Source organism: Methylobacterium nonmethylotrophicum (assembly GCF_004745635.1).
GTDB classification, from domain to species: Bacteria; Pseudomonadota; Alphaproteobacteria; order Rhizobiales; family Beijerinckiaceae; genus Methylobacterium; species Methylobacterium nonmethylotrophicum.
In genome coordinates this window covers 141,508-157,531 of the sequence record NZ_SRLB01000008.1, presented here as the reverse complement: position 1 = coordinate 157,531, position 16,024 = coordinate 141,508, and the positions used below count along the sequence as shown (strand labels likewise).

The following is a 16,024-nucleotide window of genomic DNA, read 5'->3' as shown; positions in this document are numbered from 1 at the left end:
CCCAGGGAGGCGGTCGCCCGCAGGGATCAGGCCGATCGCGCCTGATCCCGATCCTCCGCCCATGCCCCCTGCGGCAGCACCTCCCCGGGCGGGCCCGAGGCGACGATCCTCCCGCCCTCGAGCACGTGCACGGTGTCGGCGCCGGCGAGGCTGGTGAGGCGGTGGGCGATCATGATCAGGGTGCGGGTGCCGGACAGGCCCTGCACCGCCCGCATCACCACGCGTTCCGTCTCGTCGTCGAGAGCGGAGGTCGCCTCGTCGAACACGATCACGTCGGGGTCGTGGTAGAGCGCCCGGGCGATGCCGATGCGCTGGCGCTGGCCGCCGGAGAGCCGGGCGCCGCGCTCGCCGACCCGCGTCGCGTAGCCCTCCGGCAGGGCGGCGACGAAGTCGTGCGCGCCGGCGAGGCGCGCCGCCCGCTCGACTGCCGCGTGATCGATCAGGTCGAGCCCGAAGGCGATGTTCTCCGCGATGGTGCCGTCGATGAGAAAAATGTCCTGCGGCACGTAGCCGATGCGGTTCTGCCAGGCCGGCAGGGCGGCGGCGTCGAGCGTCGTGCCGTCGACCGCGATGCGGCCGCGCGTGGGCGTGAGGAAGCCGAGGATCAGCCCGATCAGGGTCGATTTGCCCGAGCCGGTGCGGCCGACGAGGCCGATCGTCGTGTGCGCCCGGATGGTGAGGTCGATGCCGGCGAGCGCCGGCCGGCCGGGCTCGTAGTCGAACCCGACGCCCTCCAGGCGGACGTGATCGCGGAACGGCAGGCGCTCCGGCCCGCGGGGGACGGGCTGGCGCTCGCCCGCGAGCCCGTCGACGACGAGCCGCACCGCCGGCAGGTAGAAGCGCAAGAGCGCGAGCGCGTTGAACACGTTCTGGAAGGCCGGCAGCATGCGGTAGCCCGCGAAGGCGAACAGGCCGAGCAGCGGCAGGATGCCGGCGGTGTCGAGCCCCTGCGAGAGCGCGAACAGCACCACCACGATGACGCCCCCGAAGGCCAGGGCCTCGATGACGAAGCGGGGCAGCTGCCCGGTGAGCAGGCTCTCGGCGCTGGCTTGGGCGTAGGCGCGGGCCGGCGCCTCGAACCGGGCCGCAAACCCTTCCGCCCGGCCGTAGAGCTTCAGCTCGGTGAGGCCCCCCAGGGTCTCGTGCACCACCCGGAAGCGGGCCTCGTTGCCGGCCACGGCGCGGGCGCCGATGCGGGCGAGCCGCGCCCGCACCAGGAGGAAGATGCCGACATAGAGCCCGCCGAAGCCCGCGCCGAGGATGAGGGCGAGCCGCGGCGAGACGACGAGCAGGAAGACGATCACGGCCGTCGCCGAGGTCGCCCGCGAGGCGATGACGGTGGCGGGCGTCAGCACGCCGACGACGAGGCGGTCGGTCTCGCTCAGGATCGTCTTGGCGAGCTCGGCGCTGTTGGCGGTGGTGAAGAACAGCCGCTCGCGGTCGATGGTGCGAAACAGCAGGCGGCGGGCGAAGCCGTAGCCGACGGCGTGGCTGAAGCGCAGCTGGGCGTAGGTGAGCCCGGCATTGACGCAGGAGGTGGTCAGGATGGCGAGCAGGGCGCTGAGCCCGACGACGATCAGGAAGGTGCGGTCGTCCGCGAGACCGAGGCCGTCGCGGATCGCGGCGAGAACCGGAATGCGCGCCGCCGCGCCCGGATCGCCGACGAGGGTCAGGAACGGCACCACCGAGGCGACGCCGACCACTTCGAGCAGGGCCGCGAGCGCCAGCCCGGCCCCGATCAGCCCGGCGCGGCGGCGCTCCCGTTTGGTCATGGCGCGGAGAAGATCGATCAGGGCGCGCATCGTGAGGGAATCGAGAGGGGAGGGGAGGGGGGCATGGGGTCCTGTAGTGGCGCTGCTTGGCTCGAGCCGGCGCGGGTTTTCCCCTCTCCCCGCGGGCGGGGAGAGGGCCTGGGGATCGAAGATCCCACCTCCGTCCAGGAGACGCGGCGAGCGCAGGCGAAGCCGGAGCGAGGGTGAGGGGGTGGTGCCGGAGGAGCCTGAGCCTCATTCGGAGACACCCCCTCACCCTCGCGGCGAACCTGCGGTTCGCTGCTCCCTGAGCCCCTTCGGAGCTCAGGCCTCTCCCCGCCCGCGGGGAGAGGAGAGAAGCGCGCCCGTTCTTTTTCCCGATAGCCCGGGGCCTAGGGGGAGGGGAGACATTCGCGCGATCCGGCGTGAGAGGCGGCCGGCCCGCCCCGCCCTCAATACATCCGCGCGGCCGCGAGCGACACCACCACGAGGTCGAGGGCCGCCACCGCCGCGCCGAGGGCGACGGTCCAGCGCATCCGGGGGGCGAGGGTCGCGTCGGGCCGCGGCGCGACCGCGAGGGCGAGCATCGGGATCAGGGGCAGGACGTAGCGCCCCTGCGGGCCGTAGATCCGCACCTCGCCGACATCGGTCCAGGACAGGTACTGCGACAGCGCGACGAGCCAGGCGGTGACGAGGGCCCCGAGGGCGAGGAGCGCCAGGTCCGCCCGGCGCAGCCGGAGGGCGGGCCCGCACAGGAGCGCGAGCCCGATCAGCCCGGCCCCCCAGGCGGCGTAGACGGCGGCGGGCAGGGGCCGGTCGGCCCAGCCGAAGAGGCCGATCGCACCGGCGGCGAGCGTCAGGGCGCGCTTGAGGCCGAACAGGCAGCTCGCCGGCAGGGTGAGGAGCAGGCTCGGATCGGCGAGGAGCACCCCGGCCTGCGCCCGCGTGTCGGTGCCGAGGAAGGTCGCCGGGCGCGGACCGGTCCAGAGCGGGCCGGCCTCGTAGGCGAGGCGCGGCACCGGCGTCGCGACGCTGGTCGTGGTGTAGAGGATCCACAGCGCGCCGGGCAGCACCACCAGCAGGGCGGTGAGAACCCGGCGCCAGAGGACCGGGTTCTTCCAGAAGCGCGGCGGCAGCGGCACCAGCAGCATCGCGGCGATCGCGGCATAGGGGGGCTTGGCCAGCACCACGAGGGCGATCAGGAGCGCGGCGAGGCGCCGGCGCCAGGCTTCCTCCCCGGTCAGGAGCGCGGCGGCGAGCGCGCAGGCGGCGATCATCAGGGCGTCCTGGTTGAAGGAGGCCGCGAGCGACAGGCCCATCGGCAGCACCAGGACGCCGAACAGCAGCGCCCGGCCGCGCCGCGCCAGCGCCAGCGCGGCGAGCCCGAGCAGGCCGTAGGCCGCCGCGTTGGCGAGCCGCCCGAGCCGCGCCGCTCCGGCATGGCCCAGGCCCAGCGCCGCGCCGGCGCCGGTCCCGAGGGCGGCCGGGACGTAGAAGCCCGGAAAGTAGGTGCCGATGGTGTAGAGCGGCAGGAAGGCCGGGGCGCCCGGCGCCGGCATCGGCTCCGGCACCGGGACCTTGTCGGGCGCAGGCGGCCGGCCACGGCTCACCACCTCCCAGGCCGGATCGACGGTGACGCCGGCCGCCGGGCGGGCGACGCCGTCGGAATAGGTCACGGTCTCGCGATGGCCGACGACCTGGCCGTCGAGAAGGGCCACCGCCCGCAGGAGGTGGGCGGATTCGTCCGCCACCTCGCCGAGCGGCACGAGGAGTGCGAGGACCACGCAGAGCGGCAGGGCGAGGAGCGCGAAGGCGGCGAGCCAGGGCTGGCTCCCGGCCCAGTCGATGCGGGCGATCACGGGGGCTCGCCCTCGCGCGCGCTTCCGGGGGGCAGGGTCCTGGCGAGGCGCTTGAGCTTGCGCAGCAGCAGCCCTGTGGCCCCGAGGCCCACCACGAGGACGCCGCCGCGCAGCCACTCGGCCTCGCCGGCGAGCGCGGTGCGCCCGAGCGCGCCCAGCATCACGTAGGCGAGGAGCGCCGGCAGGGCCGCGAGGGTGCCGACGAGGTAGTCGGCGAGCCGCACGCTGCTGAGGCTCAGCGCGTAGCTCGTCGGCGCGAAGGGCATCACCGGCGAGAGCCGCATCAGGCAGACGAGGCGCCAGCCCTCCGCCGCCACCGAGCGGTCGAGGCAGGCGGTCCAGCCGCGGCGGGCGAGGAGGCCGGAACCGCGCCCGCGCAGCAGCACACGCCCGATCCAGAAGCTCAGGAGGGCGCCCGCCATCGTGCCGGCCGCCGCGGTGGCGAAGCCCGGGCCGATGCCCAGCAGGGTGCCGGCGGCGATGCCGAGGAGCGAGGCCGGCAGCACGCCGCTCGCCGCGATCAGGGTCTGGGCCGCGACCAGCAGGGCCGGCCCGGCGGCGCCCTGGCCCTCGCACAGGGCGGACAGCCACGCGGCCACGTCGCCCGGGGTGCCCGGCGCCACGAGGCCGAGCCCGACGGGGAGCAGCGCCAGGGCGGCGAGCCCTGCGACGATCGGGGCGCGGCGCATCACGGCCGCGCCCGCAGGGTATCGGGGGCGGGCCCGCGAAACAGCGGGTCGGCCCTCAGGCCCCAGCGGTGCAGCCGGTAGGCCAGCGAGGTCTTGAGCACGCCGAGGCCGTAGACGACGCTGCGGCGGAAATTGATCGACGACGCCTCGGGGAAGTAGCGGGTCGGGCAGGAGATCTCGCCGATGCGGAAATCGGCGTCGATCGCCTGGGCGAGCATCTGGTTGTCGAACACGAAGTCGTCCGCGCAGCGGTCGAGGGGTAGGCCCTCCAGCACCGTCCGGCTCCAGGCGCGGTAGCCGCTGTGGTACTCGGACAGCTTCTGGCCCATCAGAAGGTTCTGCACGAGGGTGAGGCCGCGGTTGGCGACGTACTTGTAGAGCGGCATGCCGCCGACGAGCGCGCCCTTGCCGAGGATGCGCGAGGCCAGCACCGCGTCGTACTCGCCCGAGACGATCATCGAGGCCATCGCGGTGACGAGGCGCGGCGCGTACTGGTAGTCGGGATGCAGCATGACCACGATGTCGGCGCCGCGGGCCAGCGCCGTGCGGTAGCAGGTCTTCTGGTTGCCGCCATAGCCGCAATTGCGGGCGTGGCGGATCGTCGTGAGGCCGAGCTCGGCCGCCACCGCCACCGTCTCGTCGCGGCTGGCATCGTCGACCAGGATGACGTCGTCGACGACGTCGAGGGGAATTTCCGCGTAGGTGCGCCGCAGGGTGGCCGCGGCATTGTAGGCCGGCAGGACGACGGCGATCTTCTTCCCGTGCAGCATGGAGGACCTGAGAGTTTTTACGCCGTCTAGGGAGATCCGCGCCGGCTGGCCAGCACCGCGACTGGCACCGGACGCGATTATGCGTGGGCTGTGGCCGGAAAACCGTAGGTCAGGGCGATCATGAGGCGGCGGTCATGCGGTGGAGGGGCGGCCGATCGACCGCAGGAGGCCGGGCAGCGCCCGGGCGAGCAGGCCCGCCCCGCGCAGCACCTCGCCGGCCTCGGGCCCCGAGCGCCGCGCCAGCGCCTGGGCGAGGCGCAAGGGGACCTGCGCGCCGAAGGCGGTCGCCACCAGGGCGAGGGCGGTCGCCCGGCCGTGATGCTTGGCGGCGTAGCGGATCTGGCTCTCGAGGAAGCAGGCCAGGCGGTGCGCCTTCGCGGCCCGGGTGGTGCCCTGGCCCTCGTGCCGCACGCTGATTCCGGCGAGGTGGCGCACCGCGGCGCCCGCGCCCCAGGCCCGGGCGCAGAGGTCGACATCCTCGTAATAGACGAAGAAGCGCTCGTCGAAGCCGCCGAGGGAGGCGAAGAGCGGCCGGCGGATCATCAGGAAGGCGCCCATCACCTGGTCGACCGCCCGGTCCTCGCCGTGGTCCCACTCGGTCATGAAGTGGGAGGGCACCAGCCGTGCCCGGTCGAGGAGGAGCGCTTGGCCGATCAGCGAGCCGGCGGTCGGCCGCCGGGCGCAGGAGCGCTGCACCCTGCCGTCCTCGTCGAGGAGCCGCGCCCCGACGATGCCGGTGCCAGGATCCGCCATCAGGGCGGCGTGGGCGCCCGCGAGGCTCCCGGCCGTCACCCGCGCATCGGGGTTGAGGAACAGGATCGCGGGGGCGCGGCCCCGGGCCGCCCCGGCGTTGCAGGCCCGGCCGAAGCCCTGGTTGTCGGGATTGGCGATCACCTCCGGGCCATGGCGCAGGAGCGGCAGATCGTCGAGCGAGCCGTCCGTCGAGGCGTTGTCGACGACGACGACCCGCAGGGCCAGGTCGTCGCCGAGGGCGGATTCGGCCGCCGCCAGGCTGGCGAGGCAGGCCCGCAGCAGGGCGCCGCCGTTCCAGTTGACGATGACCACGTCGAGGGCGGGGGGCATGGCGATGCCGGTCACGACGGCAATCCCCGCGGCCGGCCGAGCCGGCCGCGCAGGCCGTCGAGCACGCCGCCGGCGAGGCCCGCGAGGATGCCGGGGCGAAAGCCCGCATCGGCCCAGTAGAGCAGGGCCTGGAGCGGCAGGTAGGCGGCCTGGCGCAGGCACCAGCGCCGGGGCACGTGCGGCAGCCGCCAGGCATAGATGCTGTTGCGCAGGTAGGCCGCCATCCGGAAGGGCGGCTGGCGCGGCATCTCGATCCCGAGGAGCCTCGAGCGGATCACTCCGGCGCCGACCCGGTGGGGGAGGGCGGTTTGCGTCTCCATCCAGCAGCCATAGCCCCGGGCCCAGGCACGGAAGCACCATTCGAGGTCGACGCCGTCGATGAAGAAGTCGCTCCGGAACGGGCCGATCCGGGCGTAGGCCGCGAGATCGATGAGCGAGCCCGAGGTGGCCAGGAACTCCACCGGCACGAGCGAGCCGTCATCGGGGATCTCCGGCCGGCGCGGAGCGGACGGCGCCTTGCGGCCGGGCGCCGCCTCCGGCCGCGGGCCGACCAAAGCCGGCGGCGGGCTCGAGGCCGAGAGCCGCGCCAGCGCCGCCTCGAGGGCGGCGACCTGACCGGGCGGGAACTCCGCATCCTGGTCGAGGAGCAGCACCTGGGCGGCGCCCGCCGCGGTTGCCGCCCGGGCCAGCGCGTCGAGGGCGCCGCCGACCCCGATGTTGCGGCCCTCCGACAGCACCCGGGCGCCGCGCTGCTTGAGACCCGTCGCTGCCTCCGGCGGCAGGCCGCCATTGTCGAACACGATCGTCAGGCGCGGATCGGCCTCGACCCGGGCGCAGAGGGCCGCGACCTGTGCCGGGGTCGGCCGGAACACCGTGATGCCGACGGCGACCGGGAGGGGAGCGATGGCGCGCGACGGGGTCGTCTCGGCGGGGGTCTGGCGCACGTCCGCCTCCTGCACGGCGTCCGGGTGGGTCACGGGAGGCCTCGTCGCGGTGGGTGGGCCGGTGGATCGGGCGGGTCGATAGGCCGCCCGGGTAGCGAAATTGGGGCGGGGCGGCTTGGTCGGAGCACCTCGGCCATGATGCCGTCCCGAGGCGCCGACCGGCCGAGGTCCGATGTATGTGGGAAATTTGCCCACGTCAAGGAGAGCGGTTGGCCGGGATGTTCACCCCTGGGCCGAACGCGGCCTCCCTGTTGGCCAAGCGAAGCGGCGCTTCCGTTGTGCCTGAGTTCCCGCATCGTGCCGCCGCAATGGTTTACGATCCCGACCCGATCCGCCTCCCGGCTGCCTGGCGCGGCTTGGCCGGTCCCGTGGCGAGCGCCACCGACGCGCTGGTGCGGCTCGACGAGCGCCTCGCCCCGCTCCGAGCCGGTCCTCGCGGACGGCGCCCGTGCCCGGGCGCATCTGTTCGATGCTCAGGCCGCCCTGTCCCTCGAGGGCGCGTTCGTCGCCCTCGAGGACCTGGTGCTGCACGAGGCGGCGATGGACGTGCGTCGCGCGACCCACGCCCTCGGGCGCGCCGCCGCCATGCTGGCCGACCGCCGCCGCCTCGCCGCGGCGCCGACGGGCCGGGCCTCCTCCGCCTACGGCTGGGCGCTCCTCGCCGGGCCCGGCCCCGCGGCGTCGCTCCCTCCGGAGACGGAGGCGAACCGGCCCGACCCGGAAGACGAGGAGGCGCCCGGCCCCGACCTCGCCGCCATCGACCGGCTGCTGGCTCGCATCCGCCGCGCCCTCGCGGGCTTCGCATCGGGCGGGCCGGCGCCGCACGCCGATCCAGGCGAGGATCCGGTCTGCTCCTGGCGGCGGGTCCTCGACGAGACCCGCGACCTGCCGGCGGTGCTGGCCGCGGCCATCGCCCTCGACGCCTGGCTGGTGCTCGACCCGAGCCCGCGCGAGGGCCATCGTGGCTCCCTCGCGGCGGCGGCCCTGCTGCGGGCCCGGGCCAAGGCCAGGGCCCACCTGCCGGCCCTGTCGCTCGGCCCGCGCGACAGCCGGGCGCGCTGGTCGCGGGCGCTGCCGATGCCGGAGCGCCTGGCCGGGCTCCTCGAGGCGGTCGAGGCCGCCGCAGCGGCGGGCGCGACCTCGACCGCCTGACGCTCGCCCGCGAGGCGATGCTGCGCGCCTGCACCGGGCGCCGACGGACCTCGCGGCTGCCGCAACTCGTCGACCTGTTCGTCGGCACGCCCCTCGTCACGGTGGCGAGCGCGGCCCGGGCGCTCTCGGTCAGCCCGCAGGCGGTGGAGGGCATGCTGGCCGAGCTGGGCCCGGCCCGGCCGCGGGAGCTGACGGAGCGGCGGCGGTACCGGGCGTGGGGGGATCGTGTGAGGGCTTCGCGCCTACGACGACGCTTGATGATGTGGTCGCCTCACACATGGCGCTCGAAATCCATCCGCTGATGCAGGATCCGCACGACCTCGATCATGTCGCGCTCTCTGGTACGGTAGAAGATCACATGTGAGCCAACCGCGAGTTTGAAGTACCCGGGGCGGACTTCGTCGGCGCTGCGGCGTTTCGCGATACCACTAGCAAGGCGATCAAGGCCGTCCGCGATCACGCGACCAGAGCGGTCAGCCTGCGCTTTGTCCCAGCGTTCGGCCGAATAGGCCCAGATGCCCGAGAGGTACCAGCGAGCGGCTGCGGAGAGGCGGATGCCCACTTATTGTCCGCTGGACAGGTGCAAGGAGGCCGGAAAGCATCAGTGTCGAAATCCTGAAAGTCGCCGCTGGCTTCACCTTCGATCAGGGCGGATCGCAATGCCTCAAGCTTTGTTTCGCGCTCTTCGAGAAGACGCAATCCTGCGCGAATCACATCGCTGGCAGAGCCGTATCGACCTCCCTCAACTTGCTGATCGATGAACTGAGTGAAATGCTCGCCGAGCGAAACGGATGTGTTGCGGGCCATGATCAACTCCACAACGAGCATATATCAAAAATTGGTACTTCTCTAGCCCTGCGTCTCAGCCCTACGCAGCCCGGGACGGGCCGCCACACCCGATTGCACCCGCCCCCGCTTGCCCCGACAATGCCCGTCCCCGCGCCGTCGCGGGCAAGAACAAGGCATGCGCGTCGTGATCGACCAGATTTCCCAGCGCCAGCAGGACATCCTCGCCCTCGCCCGCCTGAACGGGCGGGTCAGCGTCGAGGACCTGGCGGCACGGTTCGAGGTGACGCCGCAGACGATCCGCAAGGACCTGAACGAACTCTGCGACAGCCGGCTCCTGTCGCGCATCCACGGCGGCGCCGTGGTCGCCTCCGGGGTCGAGAACGTGTCGTACGAGGCGCGCCGCCTCGTCGCCCATGGCGAGAAGCGGGCGATCGGCGCGGCGGCGGCAAAGCTCATCCCCAACAGCGCCTCGCTGTTCATCAACATCGGCACCACCACCGAGGAGGTGGCGCGCGCGCTCGGCGACCACGAGGACCTGCTCGTCATCACCAACAACCTCAACGTGGCGACCCTGCTCTACCGCCACCCGAAGATGAGCCTGATCGTCGCCGGCGGGCCGGTGCGGCGGGCGGACGGGGCGGTGATCGGCTCGGCGGCGGTCGACTTCATCAACCAGTTCAAGGTCGACTACGCGGTGATCGGCGTCTCGGCGATCGACGAGGACGGCACGCTGCTCGACTTCGACTACCGCGAGGTGCGGGTCGCCCGCGCCATCATCGAGAACGCCCGCCGGGTGATCCTGGTCGCCGACAAGCTGAAGCTCGAACGCTCGGCGCCGATCCGGGTCGGCCACTTCGCCGAGCTCGACTACTTCGTCACCGACGCGCTGCCCTCCGGCGCCTTGCGGGAGATGTGCGCGGCCCACCGCGTCGTCCTGGTCGAGGCGGGCGTCGAGGCGGGTCAGCAGGAAACCTCCGACGCCGCGGAGTAGCCGAAACCGAAAGTTGTCGGCTTTCGTTCGCACCTTCCCGCTTTCGGTTTCGCTTGCGTCCGCCCTCGCTCGCGGTTAGATTCGCGGCAGGATGCAAACGAAAGAGCCGAAAGGCTTCGACAGGGAGGTGGCCTTGGGCCCCAGGCGCCAGCAGCCCGGCGACGAGCGCGGGGTGTTCGACCTCGCGGTGATCGGCGGCGGCATCAATGGCTGCGGCATCGCCCGCGACGCGGTGGGCCGCGGCGCCTCCGTGGTGCTGTTCGAGCAGAACGACCTGGCCAGCGGCACCTCCTCGACCTCGACCAAGCTGATCCACGGCGGCCTGCGCTACCTCGAGCATTACGAGTTCCGCCTGGTGCGCGAGGCCCTGATGGAGCGCGAGGTCCTGTGGGGCATGGCGCCCCACATCGTTTGGCCCCTGCGCTTCGTGCTGCCGCACCATGCGGGCCTGCGTCCCGGCTGGCTCCTGCGCCTCGGCCTGCTCCTTTACGACAACCTCGGCGGCCGCAAGCGCCTGCCCGGCACCCGCACCCTCGACCTGACCCGCGACCCCGCCGGCGCGCCGTTGAAACCCGGCTTTCGCCGCGGCTTCGAATACTCGGATTGCTGGGTCGAGGATTCGCGCCTCGTGGTGCTGAACGCCCGCGACGCCGCCGAGCGCGGCGCGATCATCCGTCCGCGCACCCGGGTCGTCACGGCCGCCCGCGCCGCCGGGCTGTGGGAGCTGACGGTGGAGGACCGCCAGACCGGCGCCCGCGAGACGGTGCGGGCCCGCACCCTCGTCAACGCCGCCGGCCCCTGGGTCGCGAACGTGCTCACGGGCGTCGCCCGCGCCAACTCGACCGAGGGCGTGCGCCTCGTCCAGGGCAGCCACATCGTGGTGCGGCGCCTCTTCAAGCACGACCGCGCCTACATCTTCCAGAACGCCGACCAGCGCATCATCTTCGCGATCCCCTACGAGCGCGACTTCACCCTGATCGGCACCACCGACCGCGACTATAAGGGCGATCCCGCCGACGTGAGGGCGAGCGAGGAGGAGATCACCTATCTCTGCGCCGCCGCGAGCGAATACTTCCGCGAGCCGGTGACCCGCGACGAGGTGGTGTGGACCTATTCGGGCGTGCGCCCGCTCTACGACGACGGCGCCTCGAAGGCCCAGGAAGCCACCCGCGACTACGTCCTGACCCTCGACGCGCCGGAGGGCCAGCCGGCGATGCTCTCGGTCTTCGGCGGCAAGATCACCACCTACCGCCGCCTCGCCGAATCGGCCCTCGATCGCCTCAAGGATCATCTGCCGGCGGCCAGGAAGGCCCCGTGGACGTCGGGTGCCACCCTGCCGGGCGGCAACTTTCCCAAGGAGAGCTACGACGACGTGGTGGCCGGGCTGACGCGCCAGCACCCCGGCCTGCCCGAGGTGCTGATCGCCCGGCTGGTGCGGGCCTACGGCACCGAGGCGCGGGAGATCCTGAGCGGCGCCCGCTCGATGGCCGATCTCGGCCGGCTCTTCGGGGCCGACCTCACCGAGCGCGAGGTGCGCCACCTGATGCGCCGCGAATGGGCCTCGTCCGCCGACGATGTGCTCTGGCGCCGCTCGAAGCTCGGCCTTAGGGTCACGCCGGCCGAGGCCTCGGCCCTCGACGACTTCATGCGCCGCGCCGCCGCCGCGCCCAACGCGGCCTGACAAGAAGAGACGGGAGGGCGCCATGACCCTGATCCTGGAGAGCGTCACCAAGCGGGTCGGGCCCGAGACGCATATCCGCGACGTCAGCCTCGCCTTGCCGAAGGGCTCGCTCAACGTGCTGCTCGGCCAGACGCTCGCCGGCAAGACCACTTTGATGCGCCTGATGGCCGGGCTCGAGGCGCCGAGCGAGGGCCGGATCATCGCCGACGGCAAGGACGTGACCGGCCTGCCGGTGCAGCGCCGCAACGTCGCGATGGTCTACCAGCAGTTCATCAACTACCCGTCCCTCTCGGTCTACGAGAACATCGCCTCGCCGATGCGGGTCGCCGGCGTCGCGAAGGCCGAGATCGAGGCGCGGGTGCGCGAGGCGGCGGGACTGCTGCGGCTCGAACCCTATCTCAAGCGCAAGCCCCTCGAACTCTCCGGCGGCCAGCAGCAGCGCACCGCCATCGCACGCGCCTTGTGCAAGCGCGCCGACCTCGTGCTGATGGACGAGCCGCTGGCGAATCTCGACTACAAGCTGCGCGAGGAACTGCGCGAGGAATTGCCGCGCATCTTCGCGGCGACCGGCGCGATCTTCGTCTACGCCACCACCGAGCCGGCCGAGGCGCTGATGCTCGGCGGGCGCACCGCCACCCTGCACCAGGGCCGCGTCACGCAGGTGGGCCCGACGCCCGACGTCTACCGCCGGCCCGACGACCTCGTCACCGCCAAGGTCTTCTCGGACCCGCCGCTCAACACGCTCAGCGTCGTGAAGGCCGGCGGCCGGGTCACCCTGCCGACCGGCGGCCAGGTCCGGGCGACCGGAACGCTCGCGACCGTGCCGGACGGCGCCTACACGATCGGCTTTCGCGCCCATCACCTCGCCCTCGATCCCCTGCCGGGCGAGGCGATCGCGCTCCCCGCCACCGTCTCGGTCGCCGAGATCACCGGCTCGGAGAGCTTCGTCCATATCGATGCCGGCGAGAGCCGCCTGATCGCGCTCGTGCCCGGCGTGCGCCGGCTGGAGCCCGGCACGGCGGTGACCGCCTGGCTCGACCCCCGCCACGCCCTGGTGTTCGACGGATCCGGCCGCACGGCCGCCCTCGACCTGCCGGCGGCGGCCTGACACGGAGGGGATCCATGGCCCGCATCACCCTCGACCACCTCGCCCATGCCTACGGCCCGAACCCGCAAGGGCCGCAGGACTACGCGTTGAAGGAAATCGACCACGTCTGGCGCCAGGGCGGCGCCTACGCGCTGCTCGGTCCGTCCGGCTGCGGCAAGTCCACCTTGCTCAACATCATCTCCGGGCTGGTGGTCCCGACCCGCGGCCGCATCCTGTTCGACGACCGCGACGTCACCACGGTGCCGACCGAGGGGCGCAACATCGCCCAGGTGTTCCAGTTCCCGGTCGTCTACGACACCATGACGGTGCGGGAGAACCTGGCCTTCCCGCTCAGGAACCGGCGCGTCGCCCCCGCCACCATCCGGTCGCGGGTGGAGGAGATCGCCGGCCTCCTCGACCTCACCCGGGTGCTCGACCGCCGCGCCAACAACCTGACGGCGGACATGAAGCAGAAGATCTCGCTCGGCCGCGGCCTCGTGCGCCCGGACGTGGCGGCGATCCTGTTCGACGAGCCGCTCACCGTCATCGACCCGCACCTCAAATGGCAGCTGCGCTCCACCTTGAAGGAGCTGCACCGCAAGCTCGACCTGACGATGATCTACGTCACCCACGACCAGACCGAGGCGCTGACCTTCGCCGACACGGTGGTGGTGATGCATGACGGCGCGGTGGTGCAGACCGGGACCCCGGACGAGCTGTTCGAGCGCCCGGCCCACACCTTCGTCGGCCACTTCATCGGCTCGCCGGGCATGAACCTGCTGCCTGCTCAGGTTGTGGGCGCGACCGCGACGATCGAGGGCCACGCCATCCCGCTCGCCCGCCACTACCCCGACCTGCCCACGGGCAAGCGGATCGAGCTGGGCGTCAGGCCGGAATACGTCCACCTCGCCCCCAAGGGCCTCGGCCTGCCGGTGCAGGTGCGGCGCATCGACGATATCGGCCGCCAGCGCCTCGCGCGGGTCGAGCTCGGCGGCCGGCCCCTCGTCGCCACGGTGGCGGAGGGCCAGAGCCTCGACGGAGCCGAGGCGGCGCTCACCCTCGATCCGCGCCAGATCCACATCTACGCCGACGGCGCCCTGGTGCCCGGGGAGGCCGCATGACCAAGACCGTCAACCAGAAGGCCTGGCTCCTCGTCCTGCCGGTCTTCGCCGTCGTCGCCTTCTCGGCGGTGCTGCCGCTGATGACGGTGGTCAACTACTCGGTGCAGGACACCTTCGGCAACAACCAGTTCTTCTGGAACGGCATCGGCTGGTTCCAGGAACTGCTCGACCCGTCGAGCCAGTTCGGCGAGCGCTTCTTCGACTCGCTGTGGCGCAACCTGCTCTTCTCCGCGATCATCCTGGCGATCGAGGTGCCGCTCGGCATCGCGGTGGCCCTCTCGATGCCCCGGGAGGGGCGCGGGGTCGCCTTCTGCCTCGTGCTGATGGCGCTGCCGCTGCTGATCCCGTGGAACGTCGTCGGCACGATCTGGCAGGTCTTCGCCCGCAGCGACATCGGCCTCCTCGGCTCCACCCTCAACCGGCTCGGCCTCGACTACAATTACGCCGGCAGCGCGCTCGCCGCCTGGGTCACCATCGTGACCATGGACGTCTGGCACTGGACGAGCCTCGTCGCGCTCCTGTGCTATGCCGGCCTGAAGTCGATCCCCGACGCCTATTACCAGGCCGCCCGCATCGACGGGGCGAGCCAGTGGGCGATCTTCCGCACCATCCAGCTGCCGAAGATGCGCCGCGTCCTGCTGATCGCCGTGCTTTTGCGCTTCATGGACTCGTTCATGATCTACACCGAGCCCTTCGTGCTCACCGGCGGCGGGCCCGGCAACGCCACGACCTTCCTGTCGATCGACCTCGTCAAGCTGGCGCTCGGGCAGTTCGACCTCGGCCGGGCGGCGGCGATGTCGCTGGTCTACAACCTGATCATCCTGAGCGTCTGCTGGGTGTTCTACACCGTGATGACCAATGTGGATGCCGGCAACCGCACGGTGCTGACCGAGAGCGACCCGGCGGATGCCGCCGCCGCCGGCAGCCTGCCCCCCGCCACCTCCATCCCGCTCGACCGGAGGGCCGCTTGATGCGCCCGCGCCACGTCGTGATGACGCTCTATCTCCTGTTCCTGATGGTGCCGATCTACTGGCTCGTGAACATGAGCCTGAAGACCAACCAGGAAATCAACGCGAGCATGACGCTCTGGCCTCATGCCATCACGTTCGACAACTACATCCGGATCTTCACCGATCCGAGCTGGTACGGCGGCTACCTGAACTCGCTGTCCTACGTGGCGATCAACACCGTGCTGTCGATCGGGCTGGCTTTGCCGGCGGCCTACGCCTTCTCGCGCTACAGCTTCATCGGCGACAAGCACCTGTTCTTCTGGCTGCTGTCGAACCGGATGGCGCCGCCAGCGGTGTTCGCGCTGCCGTTCTTCAACCTCTACTCGGCGGTCGGCCTGTTCGACACGCCCTGGGCCGTGGCGCTCGCCCACTGCCTGTTCAACGTGCCGCTGGCGGTCTGGATTCTCGAAGGCTTCATGTCCGGCGTGCCCCGCGAGATCGACGAGACCGCGGCGATCGACGGCTACTCGTTCCCGCGCTTCTTCGTGAAGATCTTCATGCCGCTGATCGCGTCGGGCATCGGCGTCGCCGCCTTCTTCTGCTTCATGTTCTCCTGGGTCGAATTGCTGCTCGCCCGCACGCTCACCTCGGTCGACGCCAAGCCCATCGCCGCCACCATGACCCGCACGGTCTCGGCCGCCGGCATGGATTGGGGCCTGCTCGCGGCGGCGGGCGTGCTCACCATCGTGCCGGGTGCCCTCGTGATCTGGTTCGTGCGCAACTACATCGCCAAGGGCTTCGCCCTCGGGCGGGTGTGATCGGGGAGCCAGTCCGATGCTTGATTTCGCCTGGATGGCCTGGACCTGGCAGACCGCGCTCTTCTTCGCGGTCATCGCCGGCCTGCTCGCCCTGATGACGGCGCTCGCCGTCTGGCGCCCCGAGACCGAGCAGGTCGGGATCCTGCGGATCCCCACCACCCGCGGCGACCGGCTCTTCCTGACGCTGGTCGGGGCCGCCTTCATCAACCTCGCCTGGCTCGGCCTCGTCGGCCCGAGCCTCGAATGGGCGCTCGCGCTCTCGCTCGTTTACGGAGCGGTGATGTTCCGCTTCGCCTGAAAAAGTCCGTCGCCACGTCCGGCAGCCAGCCGGCACCAGGC

General features: G+C 72.0%; 16 protein-coding genes and 1 pseudogene. 9 read left to right on the top strand and 8 right to left on the bottom strand.

Features of this window, described 5'->3' with window-relative positions:
• Positions 1–26: 26 nt before the first annotated feature.
• From EU555_RS12775 to EU555_RS12750, 6 genes are all read right to left on the bottom strand, one after another.
• The gene (locus EU555_RS12775; protein WP_135415012.1) at positions 27–1,802 is read right to left on the bottom strand and encodes an ABC transporter ATP-binding protein; all 1,776 of its coding nucleotides are present in this window, start codon (positions 1,800–1,802) and stop codon (positions 27–29) included.
• 401 nt (positions 1,803–2,203) lie between these two features.
• On the bottom strand, positions 2,204–3,610 hold the full coding sequence (locus tag EU555_RS12770) for a DUF2142 domain-containing protein (protein ID WP_245524280.1): 1,407 nt from the start codon (positions 3,608–3,610) through the stop codon (positions 2,204–2,206).
• A complete protein-coding gene (locus tag EU555_RS12765) occupies positions 3,607–4,299 on the bottom strand; it encodes a TVP38/TMEM64 family protein (protein WP_135415011.1) in 693 nt (230 codons plus the stop codon). The genes EU555_RS12770 and EU555_RS12765 overlap by 4 nt, the downstream gene beginning before the upstream one ends.
• The gene (locus EU555_RS12760) at positions 4,299–5,069 is read right to left on the bottom strand and encodes a glycosyltransferase family 2 protein (RefSeq protein ID WP_135415010.1); all 771 of its coding nucleotides are present in this window, start codon (positions 5,067–5,069) and stop codon (positions 4,299–4,301) included. The genes EU555_RS12765 and EU555_RS12760 overlap by 1 nt, the downstream gene beginning before the upstream one ends.
• A 132-nt stretch (positions 5,070–5,201) precedes the next feature.
• Positions 5,202–6,152: a glycosyltransferase family 2 protein gene (locus EU555_RS12755; protein ID WP_135415125.1), complete on the bottom strand. Its 951-nt coding sequence runs from the start codon at positions 6,150–6,152 to the stop codon at positions 5,202–5,204.
• A gap of 11 nt (positions 6,153–6,163) precedes the next feature.
• Complete coding sequence (locus tag EU555_RS12750; protein ID WP_342636472.1) at positions 6,164–7,129, bottom strand: glycosyltransferase family protein; 966 nt, start codon at positions 7,127–7,129, stop codon at positions 6,164–6,166.
• Between the two features lie 243 nt (positions 7,130–7,372).
• Between EU555_RS12750 and EU555_RS12745 the strand changes: the two genes are divergently transcribed.
• Both EU555_RS12745 and EU555_RS36980 read left to right on the top strand, forming a co-directional pair.
• Positions 7,373–8,248: a DUF1612 domain-containing protein gene (locus EU555_RS12745; RefSeq protein WP_245524279.1), complete on the top strand. Its 876-nt coding sequence runs from the start codon at positions 7,373–7,375 to the stop codon at positions 8,246–8,248.
• 17 nt (positions 8,249–8,265) lie between these two features.
• Complete coding sequence (locus EU555_RS36980; protein ID WP_245524278.1) at positions 8,266–8,550, top strand: helix-turn-helix domain-containing protein; 285 nt, start codon at positions 8,266–8,268, stop codon at positions 8,548–8,550.
• On the opposite strand, the gene EU555_RS12740 is transcribed toward EU555_RS36980, so the two are convergent.
• Positions 8,520–8,810, bottom strand: a complete 291-nt coding sequence (locus tag EU555_RS12740) for a type II toxin-antitoxin system RelE/ParE family toxin (protein WP_135415009.1) — start codon at positions 8,808–8,810, stop codon at positions 8,520–8,522. The two genes, EU555_RS36980 and EU555_RS12740, sit on opposite strands and share 31 nt — an antisense overlap.
• 32 nt (positions 8,811–8,842) lie before the next feature.
• Positions 8,843–9,055, bottom strand: a pseudogene (locus EU555_RS36975) (type II toxin-antitoxin system ParD family antitoxin); the annotation flags it as partial.
• Positions 9,056–9,224: 169 nt separating this feature from the next.
• Here EU555_RS36975 and EU555_RS12730 point away from each other — a divergent pair.
• From EU555_RS12730 to EU555_RS12700, 7 genes are all read left to right on the top strand, one after another.
• Positions 9,225–10,028 (top strand): DeoR/GlpR family DNA-binding transcription regulator, encoded by an 804-nt coding sequence (locus EU555_RS12730; RefSeq protein WP_135415122.1) that lies wholly within the window; start codon positions 9,225–9,227, stop codon positions 10,026–10,028.
• A gap of 133 nt (positions 10,029–10,161) precedes the next feature.
• The gene (gene glpD, locus EU555_RS12725; RefSeq protein WP_245524277.1) at positions 10,162–11,709 is read left to right on the top strand and encodes a glycerol-3-phosphate dehydrogenase; all 1,548 of its coding nucleotides are present in this window, start codon (positions 10,162–10,164) and stop codon (positions 11,707–11,709) included.
• Between the two features lie 22 nt (positions 11,710–11,731).
• Positions 11,732–12,817, top strand: a complete 1,086-nt coding sequence (locus EU555_RS12720) for an ABC transporter ATP-binding protein (protein WP_135415006.1) — start codon at positions 11,732–11,734, stop codon at positions 12,815–12,817.
• Positions 12,818–12,831: 14 nt separating this feature from the next.
• Complete coding sequence (locus tag EU555_RS12715) at positions 12,832–13,917, top strand: ABC transporter ATP-binding protein (protein WP_135415005.1); 1,086 nt, start codon at positions 12,832–12,834, stop codon at positions 13,915–13,917.
• Positions 13,914–14,888: a carbohydrate ABC transporter permease gene (locus EU555_RS12710; protein ID WP_135415004.1), complete on the top strand. Its 975-nt coding sequence runs from the start codon at positions 13,914–13,916 to the stop codon at positions 14,886–14,888. The genes EU555_RS12715 and EU555_RS12710 overlap by 4 nt, the downstream gene beginning before the upstream one ends.
• A complete protein-coding gene (locus tag EU555_RS12705; protein WP_135415003.1) occupies positions 14,888–15,685 on the top strand; it encodes a carbohydrate ABC transporter permease in 798 nt (265 codons plus the stop codon). The genes EU555_RS12710 and EU555_RS12705 overlap by 1 nt, the downstream gene beginning before the upstream one ends.
• 16 nt (positions 15,686–15,701) lie before the next feature.
• Positions 15,702–15,983, top strand: coding sequence for a DUF2160 domain-containing protein (locus tag EU555_RS12700; protein WP_135415002.1), 282 nt, complete (start codon positions 15,702–15,704; stop codon positions 15,981–15,983).
• The last annotated feature ends 41 nt before the right edge of the window (positions 15,984–16,024 follow it).